Source organism: Faecalibacterium sp. OM04-11BH (assembly GCF_003482185.1).
Lineage (GTDB): Bacteria > Bacillota > Clostridia > Oscillospirales > Ruminococcaceae > Faecalibacterium > Faecalibacterium tardum.
On the sequence record NZ_QULS01000022.1, the window covers coordinates 1 to 17,596 of the forward strand.

General features: G+C 51.2%; 16 protein-coding genes. 8 read left to right on the top strand and 8 right to left on the bottom strand.

Features of this window, described 5'->3' with window-relative positions; all coding sequences use genetic code 11:
• From DXB44_RS13330 to DXB44_RS13340, 3 genes are all read right to left on the bottom strand, one after another.
• The coding region (locus DXB44_RS13330; protein WP_118659027.1) for a hypothetical protein at window positions 1-716 on the bottom strand (716 nt) is incomplete at its 3' end.
• Between the two features lie 12 nt (window positions 717-728).
• A complete protein-coding gene (locus DXB44_RS13335; protein ID WP_118659018.1) occupies window positions 729-2,264 on the bottom strand; it encodes a relaxase/mobilization nuclease domain-containing protein in 1,536 nt (511 codons plus the stop codon).
• Window positions 2,236-2,670 (bottom strand): plasmid mobilization relaxosome protein MobC, encoded by a 435-nt coding sequence (locus tag DXB44_RS13340; RefSeq protein ID WP_118659019.1) that lies wholly within the window; start codon window positions 2,668-2,670, stop codon window positions 2,236-2,238. The genes DXB44_RS13335 and DXB44_RS13340 overlap by 29 nt, the downstream gene beginning before the upstream one ends.
• A gap of 956 nt (window positions 2,671-3,626) precedes the next feature.
• Between DXB44_RS13340 and DXB44_RS13355 the strand changes: the two genes are divergently transcribed.
• The 5 genes from DXB44_RS13355 to DXB44_RS13375 all read left to right on the top strand — a co-directional run bounded on the left by DXB44_RS13355 (window position 3,627) and on the right by DXB44_RS13375 (window position 9,227).
• A complete protein-coding gene (locus DXB44_RS13355) occupies window positions 3,627-4,592 on the top strand; it encodes a tripartite tricarboxylate transporter substrate-binding protein (RefSeq protein ID WP_118659021.1) in 966 nt (321 codons plus the stop codon).
• A gap of 93 nt (window positions 4,593-4,685) precedes the next feature.
• The gene (locus DXB44_RS13360) at window positions 4,686-5,201 is read left to right on the top strand and encodes a tripartite tricarboxylate transporter TctB family protein (RefSeq protein ID WP_113991662.1); all 516 of its coding nucleotides are present in this window, start codon (window positions 4,686-4,688) and stop codon (window positions 5,199-5,201) included.
• Window positions 5,202-5,212: 11 nt separating this feature from the next.
• Window positions 5,213-6,721, top strand: a complete 1,509-nt coding sequence (locus DXB44_RS13365) for a tripartite tricarboxylate transporter permease (protein ID WP_118659022.1) — start codon at window positions 5,213-5,215, stop codon at window positions 6,719-6,721.
• Window positions 6,722-6,736: 15 nt separating this feature from the next.
• A complete protein-coding gene (locus DXB44_RS13370; RefSeq protein WP_097776425.1) occupies window positions 6,737-8,092 on the top strand; it encodes a sulfatase-like hydrolase/transferase in 1,356 nt (451 codons plus the stop codon).
• Between the two features lie 16 nt (window positions 8,093-8,108).
• Window positions 8,109-9,227 carry a GntR family transcriptional regulator gene (locus DXB44_RS13375; protein ID WP_118659023.1) on the top strand — a complete coding sequence of 373 codons (1,119 nt, stop codon included), beginning with the start codon at window positions 8,109-8,111 and terminating at the stop codon, window positions 9,225-9,227.
• A gap of 41 nt (window positions 9,228-9,268) precedes the next feature.
• On the opposite strand, the gene DXB44_RS13380 is transcribed toward DXB44_RS13375, so the two are convergent.
• Window positions 9,269-10,378 (bottom strand): anaerobic sulfatase maturase, encoded by a 1,110-nt coding sequence (locus DXB44_RS13380; RefSeq protein WP_015536708.1) that lies wholly within the window; start codon window positions 10,376-10,378, stop codon window positions 9,269-9,271.
• A gap of 146 nt (window positions 10,379-10,524) precedes the next feature.
• Here DXB44_RS13380 and DXB44_RS13385 point away from each other — a divergent pair, with 146 nt between their 5' ends.
• The 3 genes from DXB44_RS13385 to DXB44_RS13395 all read left to right on the top strand — a co-directional run bounded on the left by DXB44_RS13385 (window position 10,525) and on the right by DXB44_RS13395 (window position 13,415).
• A complete protein-coding gene (locus tag DXB44_RS13385; protein ID WP_118659024.1) occupies window positions 10,525-11,112 on the top strand; it encodes a chromate transporter in 588 nt (195 codons plus the stop codon).
• Window positions 11,109-11,672, top strand: a complete 564-nt coding sequence (locus DXB44_RS13390) for a chromate transporter (protein WP_015536709.1) — start codon at window positions 11,109-11,111, stop codon at window positions 11,670-11,672. The genes DXB44_RS13385 and DXB44_RS13390 overlap by 4 nt, the downstream gene beginning before the upstream one ends.
• Window positions 11,673-11,816: 144 nt before the next feature.
• Complete coding sequence (locus tag DXB44_RS13395; protein WP_243111169.1) at window positions 11,817-13,415, top strand: recombinase family protein; 1,599 nt, start codon at window positions 11,817-11,819, stop codon at window positions 13,413-13,415.
• A 38-nt stretch (window positions 13,416-13,453) separates the two neighbouring features.
• Here DXB44_RS13395 and DXB44_RS13400 read toward each other — a convergent pair whose 3' ends face one another.
• From DXB44_RS13400 to DXB44_RS13415, 4 genes are all read right to left on the bottom strand, one after another.
• Window positions 13,454-14,536: a site-specific integrase gene (locus DXB44_RS13400; protein ID WP_243111171.1), complete on the bottom strand. Its 1,083-nt coding sequence runs from the start codon at window positions 14,534-14,536 to the stop codon at window positions 13,454-13,456.
• 161 nt (window positions 14,537-14,697) lie between these two features.
• Window positions 14,698-15,525 (bottom strand): restriction endonuclease, encoded by an 828-nt coding sequence (locus DXB44_RS13405; protein WP_118659025.1) that lies wholly within the window; start codon window positions 15,523-15,525, stop codon window positions 14,698-14,700.
• A 60-nt stretch (window positions 15,526-15,585) separates the two neighbouring features.
• On the bottom strand, window positions 15,586-16,392 hold the full coding sequence (locus DXB44_RS14870; protein ID WP_243111172.1) for a hypothetical protein: 807 nt from the start codon (window positions 16,390-16,392) through the stop codon (window positions 15,586-15,588).
• Between the two features lie 466 nt (window positions 16,393-16,858).
• Window positions 16,859-17,596: DUF5906 domain-containing protein (locus tag DXB44_RS13415; protein ID WP_243111173.1), on the bottom strand; the 738-nt coding region annotated here is incomplete at its 5' end.

A 17,596-nucleotide genomic window follows, 5' to 3' on the forward strand; every position in this document is an offset into this window, starting at 1 on the left:
GTTTGTGGTGTGGGCATGGGAACGGGTTCCGCTTTTTCAGGCTCAAATTCAGCGCTGGCAGATTCCAACACTTCCAATGCCTCTGGATGCAGGATTTGAGCAAGGACATCTGAACGATGCTCGACACTTGCCTGCACAAGCTTGGACATTTCTTCGTTGGTGAACTTCACTTCACCGGAAAAGACTTTCTGCTTGATGCCGGGAGAGAGGTTGTCCGCGATGTCGATGCCTCGCGTGTAGTGGCTGGCACGGAGAACGGAGGCACGGCTGACACCGTTTTCTTCTGCGATCCGGTCGCAGGTTTTCTTCCCGGAGTGGTGGTTATCACCGTGATCACCACCACTTTTCTTTGCTAAAGTGTACTGATTGCCCCGAAAGATTTTTGCAGCTTTCTTCTCGGCTTCGTACTGCTTCCCAAGCAGATAGCGTTTCTGTTCAGGACTCAGGTTTCGCCGTCCCAACTGATTCCGGCAGATCCACGCAACGGCTTCTTCGCGGTTCTCAAATCGGAGCGGCATAGTGGAAAAATAAATCTCAGGATGCTTCTGGAGAATGGCATAACGGTTGTGGCCATCAACAAGTGTATTATTCCACACGATCAAAGGAGAGAGCAGCTTGCCCTCTTTGAGGATATTTTCTTCAAGCTGCTTAAATTCATCATCGGTCAGAGGAGGAATCTGGGACTGGAACTCCGGGTCAATTTTCAGATTGATCATACGCACACTCCTTTATCTCTCCTGCTGCGCCGGTTCTTCCTCCCGGAAAAAGGACGCAACATTCTGTTTTGCGGTTTTCAGTTTGAGCAGTTCTTCCTTGGTTTCCTTGTACTGCTCATAGAACTTTGCCTTTTCGGATGCCAGTTGCGCATACTCGGCTTCCAGCTTTTTCGGGCTGGGCAGCTTGGCGATGTTGTTTGCCTTGAAATAGGCTGCTGCCGCCCGGTACGCTGTCAGCTCTGCACGATGCTGCTCCTCAAAAGCTGCGGGTCGTTTGGCAGTCTTTAACTGCTGTGCGATGTTCTTGGTGCTGGCATAGGCTGCGACATGATAGCGCAGCTCTTCGTTGAATTTCATGCGACCTTCGAGGTCTTTCACCACCGCCAGCGAGTCGTGATACTTGGTTTCCAGTTCGGTGATGCGCTGGTTCAGGGCGTCCTCGTCGGTCAAGTCCTTTTCCTGCAGAAGCTTCACGGTCTGTGCCATAACTTTGAGATTGTGTTTCGTGAGCCAACGGTTATAGCCGATGCCCTTGCCCTCGGTCATCCTCGACTGGATGTCGATCAGTTTCCCGATGGTATCCTGCTTGAACTGCGCCTTGGGTTTGTGCTCTGCGTTTGCGGTCAGGGTGGCAAGAACTATCTCCTTGTCGTAGTTGTCACCGAGCTTTTTTGCCCGGATAAACTTTGTTCTACCAGCAGGCAGATAGCTGAGTTGCCCACGGCTTTCCTTGACGGTGATGCCGTACTGCTGCAAGAGCCTGTCGGAAAAATCTTCAAAGCTGGTGGCAAAGTACAGCACTGAAGCAATCTGTTTCCGCAGGGTATCTTTTACGGTTTCAAACTTCTTCTGCCGGGGCTGCTGTCCAGTTGCGGTAAGGGCTGCGTTCTCGCGGTCAAGTTTCATCTGACCGCGTCTGCGTGCCCAATACTCGGCTTCGCTGACACGCTCCTTTGATCCGTTGAGCAGGTCGATCTGGTACAGTCCGGCACTTTCGCACAGTTCCATGACCTCGACACGCAAGTGCCGCATGGTCTGGGCTGTGCTGGAGTGCTTCATACCCTCGCGCCAGTCGCGGGGCTTCTGCATATAGGGCTTACGCTCCACTTCTCGTGTTCGGATGCTGCCAATCACGATGTGGACATGGATATTTCCCGAATGGTTGTGCCCATCCGGGTGAGTGCAGACGATGGCAGGATGACCGGGAAAATTTTCAGAACAAAACTTCAGGCCAAGTGCCTGTGCCTTTTCCATGGTCAGCCCGTTGTCGGCTGCATCTCTGGGGTCAAAGCTGATGATATACTGGTGGCTTTTGATATCACCATGCTGGGTGTTCTTGCCATACTTGCGGTTTGCCAGCAGACAGGCTGTTGCAAACGAGAAATCGCCACACTCAAGGGTGTCGAGCAGGTACGAATCCCGCAGCTTCGGCTTGCCATGCTCATCCAGAAGTTGCTTCCCGGTGAACGCATCATGCTGGTAAACGAGGTACGCTTCGATGGCGGTGTAGTCCGAGTTTTTAGAGGCGATATGCTTGAGCGTTGCCATACAGTTCACCCAGAACTTTCTCGGCGTGCAGCCGAAATGCGGTCAGGTCTGCAAGTTCGTCAAGGAGTTTCGCCCGGATCTGTTCGGTGTCTGCACCGCCGGAATTGAAGTGCCTTGCAAGCTGGTTGAGGTTTCCGCCCACCTTGCTGCACTGGGCAAGCAGGGTGGAAACAGCGGTCAGGGTTTCTTCTCCGCCACCGGCAACGATGACCGTTTTCTCGATCTTGACGTTGTGGATGGCGCGGCGGATAAAAGTGGAGAGGGAGAGATTCAGGAGTTTGCAAGTGAGTTCCAGTGACGTTTTTTCCTCCGCTGTCACACGGAACTTGATGACGTGCGTTTTGTTGTTCGGCGTGTCGTGGCGCTGGGGATTGCTAGGAATCGGTTGAACATTCGTTTTGGTCATTGGACCTCCTGTCTGTTCGATAACTCCTCGGTGAAGTTATGTAAGCACGACACGCCGTTGCTGTTCGCACCATCAGGTGCGAACCATGAGCAGGGTTTGGGGCAGGCACGCCCCAACAAGATCACTTGGAAAACTCGCAAGAGTTTGAGAAGTGAAGTCCCGGATGGACAGAACATTTTCAAGAATTGAAAATTTGTGGCCACGGGACGGTTCTTGCCCTCTACCGCTGCGCTCAAAACACGCTTCTGAGAGTTGTTTCCTAATTGTTAAGACGCAAAAATAAGTAAAGGGTCGCTGCTCATGTAAGGGAATCACCGTTTGCTCCGAACGAAGTTCCTGCCCCTGTTTTGCAGCGGCGTTGACGAAAAGTCGGTATCACGTCCGGTCGGCTTATGAAATTTTCAAGGTACGTTTCCCCTAAAGAAAAATACCGCCCAAGCAGCGCAGCGATGGATTTTGTCGGGTGAATCGGCGGCAAAATGAATCGGGTGTGTTGCGGGGCGGTAGCTTCTTTCGTGGATTTTTCCTCACTGAAGTGGTGGGTCTCACGGTGATAACCAACCACTTTTGCAGAAGATTTGCAATCAATCTACAAGTTCAGTGGGATTTTTGATAGAGAATATCATGGTTCGTAGAGTACGTCAAGATGATTCCGAAGAAATTATTTATGAATGGAGACAATAGTAAGACTTCTATTATGAATATGATACACTTTACATCATGAAAGAATTTAAGCTGCACAAAGATGATTCAAGCTGATGTGCAATATGCACAATAAGTTTTCTACAGCAAAATACAGATGTGGTCATTTAGCTCTTTTACCAGACAACTTTTTTGTAAAATAAAAAAAATTTGTTGACTTGAAATTGCTTGAAATGTTATCTTGTTGGTAACAAAAGCACGGTGAAGTGCTTGCTACCACACGAAAAGGCAAAACAAAAAAGGAGAGTAAAATGATGAAAAAGCGTATTGCGGCGTTGGTCACCGCCGGTGTCCTTGCTTTGTCGATGCTTACCGGCTGCGGAAGCAAACAGGAGAGCTGGAAAGTTACCTGCCCGTGGGCACCGTCTGGTGTAGCAGCGATGGTCAGCCAAAAGGCTGCTGCCAAGTCCCCTGATTATTCTGATAATAAAATCACACTGGTTGCTGAAGCCGTCAAGGGCGATGCTGCTACTGTCAACACTTGGGTGTCCAGTACTAAGGCAAATGATAAGGAACTGGTCTTCGCCGGTGAAGGTCTGTTCGCCATTACCGAGACTCTGGATCCGGCCAAGCTGCAGTTCAGCTACGACGATTTCGAGTTCGTGGAGAACTTGTACTCCTCCGTCTTCGTCCTGTCCGCTGATTCTTCACTGAACCTCAAGAATCTGGACGATCTGGAGGCCTATGTCAAGGCAGGCAACCCCGTATCCGTGGCCGTTAACGGCGCTACCGGCTCCGAGGCTTTCCTGGCAGCGGCTCTGTTCGGCTCTATGGGTGCCGGCGACCAGCTGAAACTGACTCCGTACCAGTCCGCTGCGGAGGCTGCACAGGCTGTAGCTAAGGGTGAAACGAACTTCGCGGTCTCTCACCAGTCTCAGATTCTTGAGACCTACCAGCAGGGCGGCGTTGATGTGGTCTGTGCATTCGATGACAAGGCTATCGAAAACGGTCCCTTCGCAGGTGTTGAAGGCGTTGGCTCCAAGGGCTATCCTTTCTTCCGCAATCGTTGCTTCGTGATGGCTCGCAAGGGTACCGATGCTGCAAAGGTTGCAGAGCTGAAAGAGCTGTACGATAAGATCCTTGCCGATCAGGAAATGGTCGAGTGGCTGAACGATACCATGCTGCTGGAAGTTGATACGATGAGTGAAGATGACGTCAAAGCTCATATTGAGAACGTCAAGAGCATCGTCGAGCAGTATAAGGACATCGTGGCAGGCTGATAAAAAGTCCTCATAGCGACAAAAAGCTGAAGCAGGGGGAACGGGGACATCCCCTTCTCCCTGCTTTTATGTTTCCAAAAGGAGTTGAAACAAGTGAAAAATCTGATAGAACGTGCCGAAGCAAAACTGGATGAATGGGGCGCAAAGCTCGAACAGAAGAACATCGAGTACCCGGTAGACCTGATTTGCGGCATTCTGTTTCTGGTCATTGGCATCGTGCTGTTGCTCATCATGCCGCAGCAGGTGCAGATCTCGGAAAAAGACGTTGTGAATGGCCGCGCTTTCCCGACGATGCTGATTTGGCTCATGCTGGCCATGAGCGCCCTTCTGGTGGGCCGCGAGGCATACAACATGGTGATGCACCGCCCGACCAAAACTAAAACGCTGAATCTTTTGGTGGAAACAAAAGCACTCGTCATCGTCCTCATTCTGGTGGTCACTTATCTGCTGGCAGAGGTCACGGATCTGTTTGTTGTGGGCGCTGTATTCTGCGCACTGGCATTTCTGGTCTTTTTCCGCTGCAAGAAACCCCTTTACTATGCCATCACAGTTTCAATGGCTGTGTTGATTTGGGTCGTATTCCACTTTGTGCTGAATGTTAGTTTCTGAGGAGGCAGAATATGGGTTTGTTTGACTTTATCGGCCCGGCCTCCGGGCTGCTTTTCACCCTCGAAAATATCATCTGGATAAACCTCGGTGTCTTTATTGGCTGCGTGTTCGCGGCCATCCCGGGATTAAGTGTTATCCTCTGCATCATCCTATTCCTGCCTGTCACTTATACCATGCGTGCGATTCCCGGCATGATGTTCCTGTTGGGCATTTACTGCGCAGGTGGCTATGGTGGCTCGGTATCGGCTATCCTTATCAACACGCCGGGTACGCCCCACGCGGCGGCTACTATGCTGGACGGCTATCCGCTGTCCAAAATGGGCCGCACTAAAGCGGCGTTGAAAATTGCACTTTATGCATCTACCTTTGGCGGTATCTTCTCTGCGTTGGTGCTGCTCTTCCTCGGCCCTCAGGTCGCAAAAATTTCGGCACAGCTCGGCACGGCGGAGTACTTTATGGTCTGCCTGTTCGGCATGACGATTATTGCAGGCGTTTCGGGTAAGAGCCTTGTCAAGGGCATCATCGCCGCCTGCCTTGGTTTGCTTATTTCCTGTGTGGGCGCAGACCCCATGACCAGCTATGACCGCTTTACATTTGGTATTCCCCGTCTGTATCTGGGTCTTGACCTTGCCGTTACCCTCATCGGTTTGTTCGCACTGGTGGAAATCATTGGCAAGGCAGAGCTGAAGCGGAATGAGTTGAACCTTCACGCCGGAAAAATCGGCAATGATGATGGCAAAATCACAAAAGATGAATACAAGCGGATGTTCCGACCAGTTCTGATGGGTTCTATCATCGGTTCCTGTGTTGGTATCGTACCTGGCACGGGTGCGTCGGAGGCCTCGTGGTTCTCCTACAACACTGCGAAGAACCTGTCCAAGCATCCCGAGGAATTCGGCCACGGTTCTGTGGAGGGCGTTGCGGCTGCTGAGTCTGCCAACAATGCCGTCTGTGGCGCGACCCTGATTCCCTTGCTGACGCTGGGCATCCCCGGCGACGGCTGCGTGGCCATCATGTTATCGGCCCTGATGATAAATGGCCTGAACCCCGGTCTCTCGCTGTTCACCACCGACGGCGCTATCATGTATGCCATCATGCTGGGCCTTATCCTCGTGAACATCTTCATGTTCCTGCAGGGCAAATACCTGACTAGCCTGTTTGCAAAGGTCGTCTCCATCCCTCAGCAGATCTTGACCCCCATCATCGTGATTTTCTGTTTCGCCGGTGCTTACTCGGTGAACAGCAGCTATTTTGATTTGAGCGTTGCGCTGGTGTTCGGCGTGATGGCGTGGTTCATGCGCAAGCTGGAGCTGCCCGCTGTCCCTGTGCTGCTGGGCATGGTGCTGGGCAATATGACCGAGACGAACTTCCGCCGCGCCCTGCTCATCTCGGATGGAAATCCCAAAATCTTCTTCAGCAGTGTGTATTGCTGGATTTTTATCGCGCTAATCGTGGTGGTTATCATCGGCATCCTGCGCGGCAAGATGAAGGAAACGAAGAACGCGAAAGTGGAACAGTAAAAGGAGGTAAAGACCGTGGCATATAACATTATTTTCTACTTCAGTGACCAGCAGCGCTGGGATACCTGCGGTTGCTTCGGCCAGCCGCTCAACGTCACACCCAATCTGGACAAGCTGGCAGAGGAGGGCGTAAAATTTGACAATGCTTTCTCTCCCCAGCCGGTGTGCGGCCCTTGCCGCGCCCTGTTCCAGACCGGCAAATATCCCACCGAGACCGGTTGCTTCCGCAATAATCTGATGCTGCCCTCCAACATCAAGACGCTGGGCGAGTATATGGAAAAAGATGCCGGCTACGAAACTGCCTATGTCGGCAAGTGGCATCTGGCCTCGGATGGCGAGCTGGAAAAGAAGCCGACCATTGACCATACCATTACAGCCGTTCCGTTGGAGCTGCGCGGCGGCTACACCGGCTACTGGCGTGCAGCCGATGTGCTGGAATTTACCTCCCACGGCTACGACGGCTATGTGTTCGACGAGAACAACAACCGCATCGATTTTAAGGGCTACCGTGCTGACTGCATCAACCAGTTCGCGCTGGACTACCTCGACCAGTACACCGGCGAAAAGCCCTTCTTCATGACCGTATCCCAAATTGAGCCGCACCATCAGAATGACCACAACCACTACGAAGGCCCCAACGGCTCGAAGCAGCGATTTGCGGATTTTGTCCTCCCCGAAGACTTGAAGGCTCTGGGCGGCAATGCAGCAGAAGAGTATCCGGATTATCTGGGACAGTGCGCAAGCCTCGACGAGAACCTCGGCAAGCTGGTGGAAAAACTGAAAGAAAAGGGTCTGTATGAGAATACTGTTATCCTTTACGCTTCCGACCATGGCTCTCATTTCAAGACCCGCAACCGCGACGCCCATCTGAACGGATACGATGACTATAAGCGCTCGTGCCACGACGGCTGCCTGCATGTGCCGCTGGTCATCTGCGGCGGCCCGTTCAAGGGCGGCAAGGAAGTCACCGAGCTGGTCAGCACCGAGAGCATCCCCAAGACTCTGTTGGCTTTGGCGGGCGTGGATGTCGGCGACAAGATGATCGGCGAAAATCTGCTTGACGTTGTGGAAAAGAAAAATCATAATAGAGCTAATGAGGTCTACGCCCAAATCTCGGAGAGCCGCTGCGGCCGTTGCATCCGCACGGCAGATTATATGTACTCTGTCTATGCCCCCGGTGTCAATGGCGGCGAGGCTGCGGCATCTGATGTGTATGCGGACGACTTCCTCTATGATATGCAGAAAGACCCGTGGCAGCTGAACAATGTTGTCGCAGATCCTGCATACGCCGACGTCAAAGCGGAGCTTCGTGAGCGCTTGCTGAACTGGATACAGCACGCAGAAGGCACCCGCCCCACCATCACCGACTGAAAAGGAGCGTTTGCCCATGCTCTCGGCTGCTGAGAAAAAATCTGCTCAGGTATATCGTTGGCTTCTGGCTTATATCGACGAAAACAAGTTTTCTGGAAATCAACGACTGCCCTCGGAAAATGCACTCTGCCGAAAGCTGGGCGTCAGCCGGGAAACGATACGAGTGGCCATCGACCAGTTGGTAGCAGAAGGACTCGTGTACAAGCTCAAGGGAAGTGGGACTTATTTCCACCGGGAAAAAGTAATGACGCGGGATTTGAACACAGATGATGCCCTTTATAAAATCGGCCTTGTCCTGCAGGGACAGGATACAAGTGCCAATTCGGGATTAATCGAAGGGGTTCGCAGTGTTCTGACGCAGGAGCAGGTTGACCTCCATGTATTTCTGACCGATAACAAATTCTGCAACGAACGCCGTTGTCTGGAGACTGTGGTACATCAGAATTTTCACGGTTTCATCGTGGATGGTGTCAAATCGAGCATCCTCAGCCCAAATCTTGACTGCTACAAGGAGCTTTACCGACGTAAGATCCCGGTGATATTCTACAACAACTTCTATCGGAACTTGCGCTGCCCCCGCGTAACGATCAATGACATCGAATGTGCCCATCAGCTGATAGGACGCCTGATGGATGCCGGACACAGCCACATTGCAGGCATCTTCGTGTACGACAACTACCAGAGCGTAGAAAAGTTTCAAGGCATGGCGGAAGCGATGCGAAATCGTGGTTTGGAACTGAACGATGATTACATCAAGTGGTGTATTTCGGACGAAGCCCACAACGAAAGCTATGTCCGTTCCATTGAAAGATTTCTGAAGAGCATCCCTAAATGCACCGCTATCGTCTGCTGCAACTACATCATCTATCGGCTGGTCATGAAAACCCTGCAGAAAATGGGGAAGACTGTACCCGAAGATTATTCGCTGGTCTGTTTTGATTATTCCGAAGAAACTTATCGGCAGGAGGATGTTACCTGCTCCGTGGAGCAAGGCTTCGAGATGGGACGTCAGCTTGCGCTGCGGCTTATGGAGATGATTTCCACCGGCGAATGCGATGACCGGAACTACACTTATGTCATGAAGCCCATCCTCTACGATGGCCATTCCATCCGGAAGATCAAAAAGGTAAAATAAAGATTCTCCCGGAGGCAGTACTGCTCTCCGGGAGAATCTCTTTATCGGTTTTGTTGTGCCAGAAAATGTGCAGCAGTATGCAGGCGCGGAAGCACATAGGCAAAGAACTGCTTATACGCTGCGCAAAAGCGGTTGCTTCCAGAGGCATCCCAATCTCGCTTGCATCCGCCCCGACAGAGTAGCTGATAAGCACATGCTGCGCATTCCGCCGGGCGTTTGCGGCCCTGTGCCAGAAATGTCTGGCTTGTGGGAGAATCAAGCGCATCTTCAACGGTACAGTGGCTCAGATTTCCCAGCTTCCACTCATCCAGAACATAAAAGTCACAGGGATAAAGGCTTCCGTCACCTTCTACGGTAAGATAATGTCCACAGGAACCGGAGGAAGCGCAGGAGGTAGGCGGCATTCCCAGCAGGATACGCAGATAGTCCTCAAAATTGCGAACGCTGATATAATTTCCTCGTTGCAGCTGCTGATACCAAGTATCAAAGACGCCGCATAGAAAACGACCATAAAGTTCCGGCGTTAGAGAATATGCCTGCCCTCCAATCGTATCAAGTGGGTCAAGACATGGGATGAATTGCAGATTGTGCTGTCCCAACTCGCAGAGGCTTTTGAAGGCTCGCTGCGGCTTTCTGGCCAGCTGTCCGGTCACAACACAGAGCAGATTCGTTTCGACCCTGTAGGCATCCAGCAGCGCAAGCGCATGAGTTACTTTATCCCATGTGCCCTGCCCAGCTGCGTCCAGCCGATAGAGATCATGGTTTTCCTGTGTGCCGTCCAGAGAGAGGCCTACGAGGAAAGAGTTGGCTTTGAAAAAGGAAGCCCACTCTTCATCCAGACAAATGCCATTGGTCTGGATGCTGTGGAACACAGAGATATTGCGCTGCATGGAACGCTCCGTTTCCAGAAAGAACCGGAAGAAATCCAACCCGGCAAGAGTCGGTTCGCCGCCCTGAAACAGAAAATGGACGCTGCCGCCTTCCTCTGTGGCTGCAAAAGCCTTTTCAACCAGTTCTCCTGCCATTTCATGGGAAAGCAGTCCCATATTTTTGCAGGCTCGGCTGTTGGAAACATCGTCATAAAAGCAGTACCGGCAACGCAGATTGCACAGGCTGGACGCTGGCTTGACGAGAAATGTATTATGTTTCATAGAGATTCCCTCCGTGCTTCGCAGTTCTTAAAACAAGGATACCGGAAAATACGGGCTTTCGCAAGCAGTAACAGTTAAAAGCTGTTTGAAATAGTAAGAAAACAAATATAGTTGTCCGAAAATCAAAAAAGGAGAAGAAAACTTGTATGGATGAAAATAAAACATACGGTACACGGTTAGCACGGCTTTGGAAGCTGTTTTTGAGTACGCTGTACATTAGCAGCTTTACCTTCGGCGGCGGCTTTGTCATCGTGACCTTTATGAAGAAAAAATTTGTAGATGAGCTGCACTGGATCGATGAACAGGAAATGCTGGATATGACAGCGTTGGCGCAGTCCTCTCCGGGCGCAATCGCGGTCAATGCTGCAATTCTGGTAGGCTGGCAGGTAGAAGGCTTGATTGGAATGATCGTGGCAGTGTTGGGCACCATCATCCCACCTATGGCCATTCTTTCAGTCATTTCTGTGTTCTACAATGCTTTTGCCACCAATCGCTATATCGCGTTGTTACTCAAGGGAATGCAGGCTGGTGTGGCGGCGGTCATTCTGGATGTTGTATTCGACCTCGGCGGCAAGGTACTGAAGACCCGCTCATGGGTGTATATTGTCCTGATGGTCGCAGCGTTTGTCGCAAATACGGTGTTTGATGTCAATGTGGTGGTGGTCATCCTTGCCGCTGCAGTATTCGGCGTGGTGCTGGCTCTGGTCCAGTGGAAAAAAGGTGGTGCAAAATGATTTACTTACAGCTTTTTCTCAGCTTTTTGCAGGTGGGTATGTTCAGCGTAGGCGGCGGCTATGCGGCCATGCCGCTGATCCAGAGCCAAGTGGTGGAACAACATGGCTGGCTGACGATGCAGGAGTTTACTGACCTCATCACGATTGCAGAAATGACCCCTGGTCCCATTGCGGTCAACTCGGCAACTTTTGTTGGTTTGCGTATCGCGCAGGTACCCGGAGCCATCATTGCAACACTAGGTTGCATTACACCGGCGCTGTTCTTTGTTTCACTTCTATCCTATATCTATCGTAAATACAAGGATATTTCTCTGCTGCAAAGTGTTCTGGCCTGTCTGCGTCCGGTCATTGTAGCGCTTATCTTTGGTGCAGGTCTTTCTATACTGTCTATGGTGGTGTTCGGAGAGAGTGCAAAGACGCTCGCCAACGTAGACTGGATCGGCATCGGCAGTTTTGCATCGGCATTTTTTGTGCTACGGAAGCTCAAGTGGAATCCCATCCTGACCATGTGCCTGTGCGGCGTGGCCGGGCTTGGACTTCACATTTTGCTCGGAATATAATCTTAAGACAATTTGTCTGTTGGAATCATGAAAATAAATCATTGGGCTTGCAATCAGGGCAAAACTGTGGTATATACATTATACGAAACACTGCTTTAATGAACGTATTACCGTTCAATGACGTATAAAATGGAGGTGCCCGCCATGACCGCCGTAATCTATGCTCGCTATTCCTCGGACAACCAGCGCGAAGAATCCATCGAAGGCCAGATCCGGGAATGCACGGCTTATGCCGAGAAAAACGGCATCACCATCGTCAAGCACTACATTGACCGTGCCATCTCTGCCAAGACGGACAACCGCCCTCAGTTCCAACAGATGATCAAGGACAGTGACAAAAAGCTGTTTGACATTGTGCTGGTCTGGAAACTTGACCGCTTTGCCCGAAACCGCTACGACAGTGCCCGGTACAAGACCCAGCTGAAGAAGAACGGTGTCAAGCTTATGTCGGCTACGGAAATCATTTCCGAGGGGCCGGAGGGCATCATTCTGGAATCGGTGCTGGAAGGCTATGCCGAGTATTATTCGGCAGACCTTGCCGAAAAGGTAGTTCGTGGACAGACCGAGAACATCCTGAAAGGCCGCTGCAACGGTGGTCGTGGAACTTTTGGCTACACGCTGGATTCCGAGCGGAAGTTCCACATCGACCCTCTCACCTCGCCTTTTGTTCTGGAATCGTTCAAGAAGTACAATGAAGGCTCCACCATGAAGGAGATCCGTGATTGGCTGAACGAAAACGGCATCAAGAACCCGGTGGGCGGTGCGTTTACATATAACAGCGTTGAACATATGCTCAAAAACCGGCGGTACATCGGAGAACTGAAATTCCGGGATGTGGTCGTGCCGGATGCTATCCCGCCCATCATTCCGCTGGAACTGTTTGAGGATGTGCAGGAAAAGATCGCAAAAAACAAAAAAGCCCCTGCCCGTAGAAAGGCAGAGGATGACTACCTGCTCACCACCAAGCTGTTCTGCGGCTACTGTGGGGCGTTGATGTTTGGCGAAAGCGGCACAAGCCGGACGGGTGAAGTCCACCGCTACTATAAATGTGCCACTGCCAAAAAGCACAAGGGCTGCAAGAAAAAGACCGTCCGTAAACAGTGGCTGGAAGATCTGGTGGTCAATCAGACCATGCAGCTTGTCAAGGACGATGCCGCTATGGAATCCATCATCGCCAAGGTGATGGAGCTGCAAAACAAAGAAAACACCAACATTCCTCTTTATGAAAAGCAGCTTCGAGATGCAGAATCTGGTATCCAGAATATGCTGAATGCGATTCAGGCCGGCATCCTGACCAGCTCCACCAAGGAACGGCTAGAGCAGCTGGAAGAAACCAAGCGTGAGCTTGAAGCCCGTATTGCGGAAGAAAAGCTGGCAAAGCCGAAAGTGACTGAAGAGTTCATCCGGTTTTGGCTGCTGCGGTTCCGCAAGCTGGATATGAGCCTGAAGGACCAGCGGCAGGCACTGGTGGATACCTTCATCAATGCGATTTACCTGTATGATGATAAGGTTTTGATAACCTTTAATTATAAAGAAGGAACACAGACCGTCACCTTTGGAGAAGCGACAGAAGTCGCATCAAAGGGAAATGGTTCGGATTTGGATTGCATTCCTGCACCAGAAAATGCCGTGAAATCGAAAGATTTCATGGCTTTTTTGTTTTGTAAGCCATGGGTGCACGGTTTCTGCACGGGTTCTGCACGGTTTTTGCACGGTCGGTGTTTTCCATGTCCGATTATGTAGGGCGCTGTATTGTATTGCAATCAGTGCCCTTTTTTGCATCAGGTGAGCAGAGCTAAGCGGAGCTTTGCCTTCATTTCCGGGTCGGCATCCTTGAGCAATTCCAAAAGAGCCGTCATGGAGATGGTGGGTTCGCCTGCGGCGGGTACAGCCTGTGGGCTGGAGATGTCGGGCTTGGCATAGAAGCCGCTTTCAAACTTCTTGCCCAGCTCCATACGGGAGGACTGCTGGATATGGGCGTAGGTGTTCACCAGCATATCCGCACTGGCGTGACCGGTGGTCCCCTGCACCGCCTTGATGTCGCCGCCGGAGATCATCAACTGATAGGTGGCACTGGAATGCCGCAGACCGTGGAACACGATGCGCGGGAACTCCGGGTGTGTATCCTGCCATTTCAGGAACTTTTTGCGGATGAGCACCGGCTCCACCGCCAGACCGTTGGGGAGCCGCAGCAGCATCCCACTGTTGCGGTACCGCTCCGGGTCGAGGGCTTCTTCCCTTTTCAGCCGTTCCAGCCACTGCTTCAGCTCCTCCCGCAGGGCAGCGGTCATAAAGATGGTGCGGCAGGAAGCCTCGGTCTTGGTGTCCTTCAGGATGAGGGAGGTCTTGCTGCCCTCCAGCTTGTCCGGGAAGATGCGGAGGATGCAGCCCTTGTCCACCTGTGCCAGCGTGTCCTTCTGCACCCGCTGCATGGAACGGTTGACCGTGAAGGTGCCCATGCCGTTGGCGGCATCAAAGTCGATGTCCTCCGGGGTCAGACCTGCCACCTCCCCTTCCCGCAGCGCACCCACCAGCGTCAGGTGCACCGCCAGATGCAGGATGGGGTCCTCCATGCTGTCCAGCGCTGCCCGCATCTCGTCCACCTCCCAGATGCTGCGCTCTTGGGTGGTCTTTTTGGGCGCTTCCACCGGGACGGGGCTTTTGATAAGGATGCCCCACTCCACCGCCAGCAGAAAGGAATTGTGCAGAAGCTGGTGAACTTCATGGAGGGTGATGCCGGAGAGGGTGCGCTTCTGCTGCTTGGGCGAGAGGTCTCGCCGCTTGCCGCCCACATACTGTCCGCAAGGGGTCTTGCTCAGGGTGTCGTACAGGGCTTCGATGTGGTAGGGCCGCAGCTTCTGCATCTGCATCTCCCCGATATAGGGGATGATGAGGTTCTGGATATTGTCATAACGCCGAAAGGCCGCGAGACGTTCCGTCTGCTCTATGCAAGCATCCGTAGAAGCGTATAACAGCCAATAAGAAAAGCCAGTGGTTAGAGAACATCTAGCCGCTGGCTTTTGTGTTATAGGTCAATAACAGGCTTTTCGGATTTTTCTATACCAAGAACCAAATTTCCACTAATTTTAATCCACTCACCGTCTTTACAGTTCACATTGATAAGCTGACTATATTCATAATCGTACTGAACACCAACGTGTTCAAAATATGTACAAGCACCAAGCGTTGTGTTTCCTTCTTCTTTATACTTTTGGAATGAACCAGCCCCGAACACCCACTTAAAATTGTACACGCCAACAGGGATATCCTTGCCAACAACATAATCGCCAGCAGGGATTTGGTTCTTTTGCAGCTTCAAAGGAACTCCATTATCACGAATTTTCCTTTGTCGTTGTTCTGGCTCGGTTTGCTCTTCTTCCATATCAGCTTCTATTGATTGTTTTGTTTCAGGGTCTTTACCTATCATTCTAGCAAGCGTATCCCTGTCCCACAGTTCAACATTTAACGTTTTAGCCAGCGTTTGCGCATTTGGAGTAAAATAAACATTTGTGAACACAACAGCTTTATCTGCTTCATATTTCTTTGCGCCAGCGTAAATCTCTTGAATCGGCTTCAACCCCAAGTTTGAACTGTACCGTTTGCATTGAAACGCCCATTTCTGGTTATCTTTATTCGCGGTTATATCAACTCCGTAGTCTCCGCTCGCTTTTGTGACATTAACATTTTTGAACCCGTTTTTTCTGAGAACTTTTGCGATAAAATACTCAAATCGGTGACCTTCCATATCGTCAATTTTAGAGAAATCAATATCTACAAGCGTATCTTCACTACTTCGTTTTGATAGAACCACTATCAAATAAAAAAATATAGCGATTGCAATAATGACTATCATACGGCAAGTCTCCAACGTTCATAAAAGCCAGTGGCTTCTTTGGCTACTGATTTTTAGTGTTTACTTCTGCTCTTCTTCCTCATCACAGTAGTTTGTGTCGGTGCGCACAAAGTGCATTTTCTTCGTTGTGCCTAAAGCAGATGCCTTGTAAGTAATTTCACCTTTTTCATAGGTGAAAACCTTTGTGTCGTCACCGGATGCCAGCAAAGCGTGGTCTGTCTTATCCTTGTTGTTCTTTGAAGTCCAACTATAAGTTTCTTTATTATCTTTTGGCGCAACATAAGTTCCAGCCCAGTACAAAGATTTTGTATCGCCACCATCGGATACCCAGTAAATGACAATTTCGCCATCCTTGCCGTCTTTGCCTTCTTTAATATATCCGGCTTGGTAACTGTCGCCTTTATCTTTTTCTTCCCAATTTCCAACAAGATCAAGAGGTTTTGCAGGAGACGCAGCACCCATCAAAAGCAAACAAGTCAAAGCAGCCATCAGAACTGTCACAACGATTCTCTTTCTCATTTTTGATTCTTCCTTTCTTTGACGTATAGCCTTTAGCTGATTATAGCACAATCTAGGCTCCGAAAGGGATCTTTTTGTATTTTTTGGAATTTTTGGAGACTTGCACAACCAGATAGGTTTTGTTTTGCGAAGGTGGGGTGGGTCTTTTTTTATTTTTTCGGTGGTGGCGGGACTGACCGGGCGGCGGCTGTATGCCCCGCCGGTGCCCCCCTGCACCCGAGCGCACCTGGACGGCGTACACATCACAGGCAGCAGCGCAGGCCGTGCCAGATACCAGGGTGTACCATGCAAGGCATACCGCCCACACACCCGGACACTGGTGCGGTCAATACCATCGTTTCTTGCCAAAGGGCATCCCTCCTTTCGGGGTTCAGAGGAAGGTGACGGGGACGGAGATGCACTTCCCCGGAAGTGTAATAACCTACTATGACACTTTCATCCCTATGGGCTGCAAAGTGTAGTGGGCTCTTCGAGGACTCTCCGAGGGGGAACGTCTCCTGCGGGAGAATTAATCGAGTTCACGTTTGCGAAGCAATGAAAGCCCCAGTGGGGCTTTTAAGTGACCGAACGGTCTTGCGCTAGCAAGATGGAGGGGCCTCGCCCCGACAAGTTCGCACAATGCGAACTTGATTGCTCCGTACGCATCTGAAAAAATTGCGTACGAACTTCAAATAACCTGTACGGTCTGTACGGCGTACGGAAATGTGAAATATAAACGATAGCACGTTTTAATTTGCTTAAATTTTCCGTACAGGTGCGTACAAGTACAGACCGTACAGGTTGTACGAACTTCTTCCGTGAAAAAATGCACTTTTTAAGGACAGAGGTGGACAAGCGGTTCGATGCCTACAAAACCCCGCACCCTGCGGCCACCGGGCAGATAGATGTTGTTGGTGGCTTCAAGGTTATAGCGACGGTCGTTCTGGCGCAGCTCTGCGCTGAAACGGATCGCCGATACGCTGTGGCAGGCGTTGTCCTCACACCACTGTTTATAAATGTCGTAGAACTCCTTGGAGCTGATGGAGTAGTCCGCCTTGAAGCGGAAATAGCCCTCGGACTCCATGAAGTCGATGACGTTGTTGCTGCTGCGCTTGATGGTGTCCACGTTGGCGGCGGCTCGTTCGCTGACCGTGAAGCGGAAATCGTTCTGCACCAACCGGTGCAGCCCTTCCAGACACCAGAGCAGGATGCCCTCCAACTCGGCGCACATCTTTTCGACAAGGAAAGGGTCATCCGTGCGGTCGGTGGGCTTATCCTTGGTGGTCAGGATGAGCTGGCGGCGAAAGAAGCCGTCCGAATGGTCGTACAGCGAGGTCAGCGCACCGTTGCCGAAACAGAGGAACCGGGCATAAATGTCCCGCTGGTAACTCTGGACACCTTTGCGCTCCAAGTCCAGCTTGGCTTCGGCGGTCACGATGGTCTTGATATAATTCGTCTTGGGCAGGGCGTTCATATCCATATCATCGTCAATCATCAGCAGGCGGCGTTCCAGATCGGCACGGGCAAAGCGGTTGTTCTCCACTTTCTGGACGCTGCCGTTGCTGGCGGCATC

What these genes read in the sequence shown, in the direction of transcription:
- DXB44_RS13390 (WP_015536709.1), top strand. Translation starts at nt 11,109, where the DNA reads ATGATTTACTTACAGCTTTTTCTCAGCTTTTTGCAGGTGGGTATGTTC.
- DXB44_RS13385 (WP_118659024.1), top strand. Translation starts at nt 10,525, where the DNA reads ATGGATGAAAATAAAACATACGGTACACGGTTAGCACGGCTTTGGAAG.
- DXB44_RS13340 (WP_118659019.1), bottom strand. Translation starts at nt 2,670, where the DNA reads ATGACCAAAACGAATGTTCAACCGATTCCTAGCAATCCCCAGCGCCAC.
- DXB44_RS13365 (WP_118659022.1), top strand. Translation starts at nt 5,213, where the DNA reads ATGGGTTTGTTTGACTTTATCGGCCCGGCCTCCGGGCTGCTTTTCACC.
- DXB44_RS13355 (WP_118659021.1), top strand. Translation starts at nt 3,627, where the DNA reads ATGAAAAAGCGTATTGCGGCGTTGGTCACCGCCGGTGTCCTTGCTTTG.
- DXB44_RS13380 (WP_015536708.1), bottom strand. Translation starts at nt 10,378, where the DNA reads ATGAAACATAATACATTTCTCGTCAAGCCAGCGTCCAGCCTGTGCAAT.
- DXB44_RS13400 (WP_243111171.1), bottom strand. Translation starts at nt 14,536, where the DNA reads ATGCAGAAGCTGCGGCCCTACCACATCGAAGCCCTGTACGACACCCTG.
- DXB44_RS13405 (WP_118659025.1), bottom strand. Translation starts at nt 15,525, where the DNA reads ATGATAGTCATTATTGCAATCGCTATATTTTTTTATTTGATAGTGGTT.
- DXB44_RS13375 (WP_118659023.1), top strand. Translation starts at nt 8,109, where the DNA reads ATGCTCTCGGCTGCTGAGAAAAAATCTGCTCAGGTATATCGTTGGCTT.
- DXB44_RS13395 (WP_243111169.1), top strand. Translation starts at nt 11,817, where the DNA reads ATGACCGCCGTAATCTATGCTCGCTATTCCTCGGACAACCAGCGCGAA.
- DXB44_RS13335 (WP_118659018.1), bottom strand. Translation starts at nt 2,264, where the DNA reads ATGGCAACGCTCAAGCATATCGCCTCTAAAAACTCGGACTACACCGCC.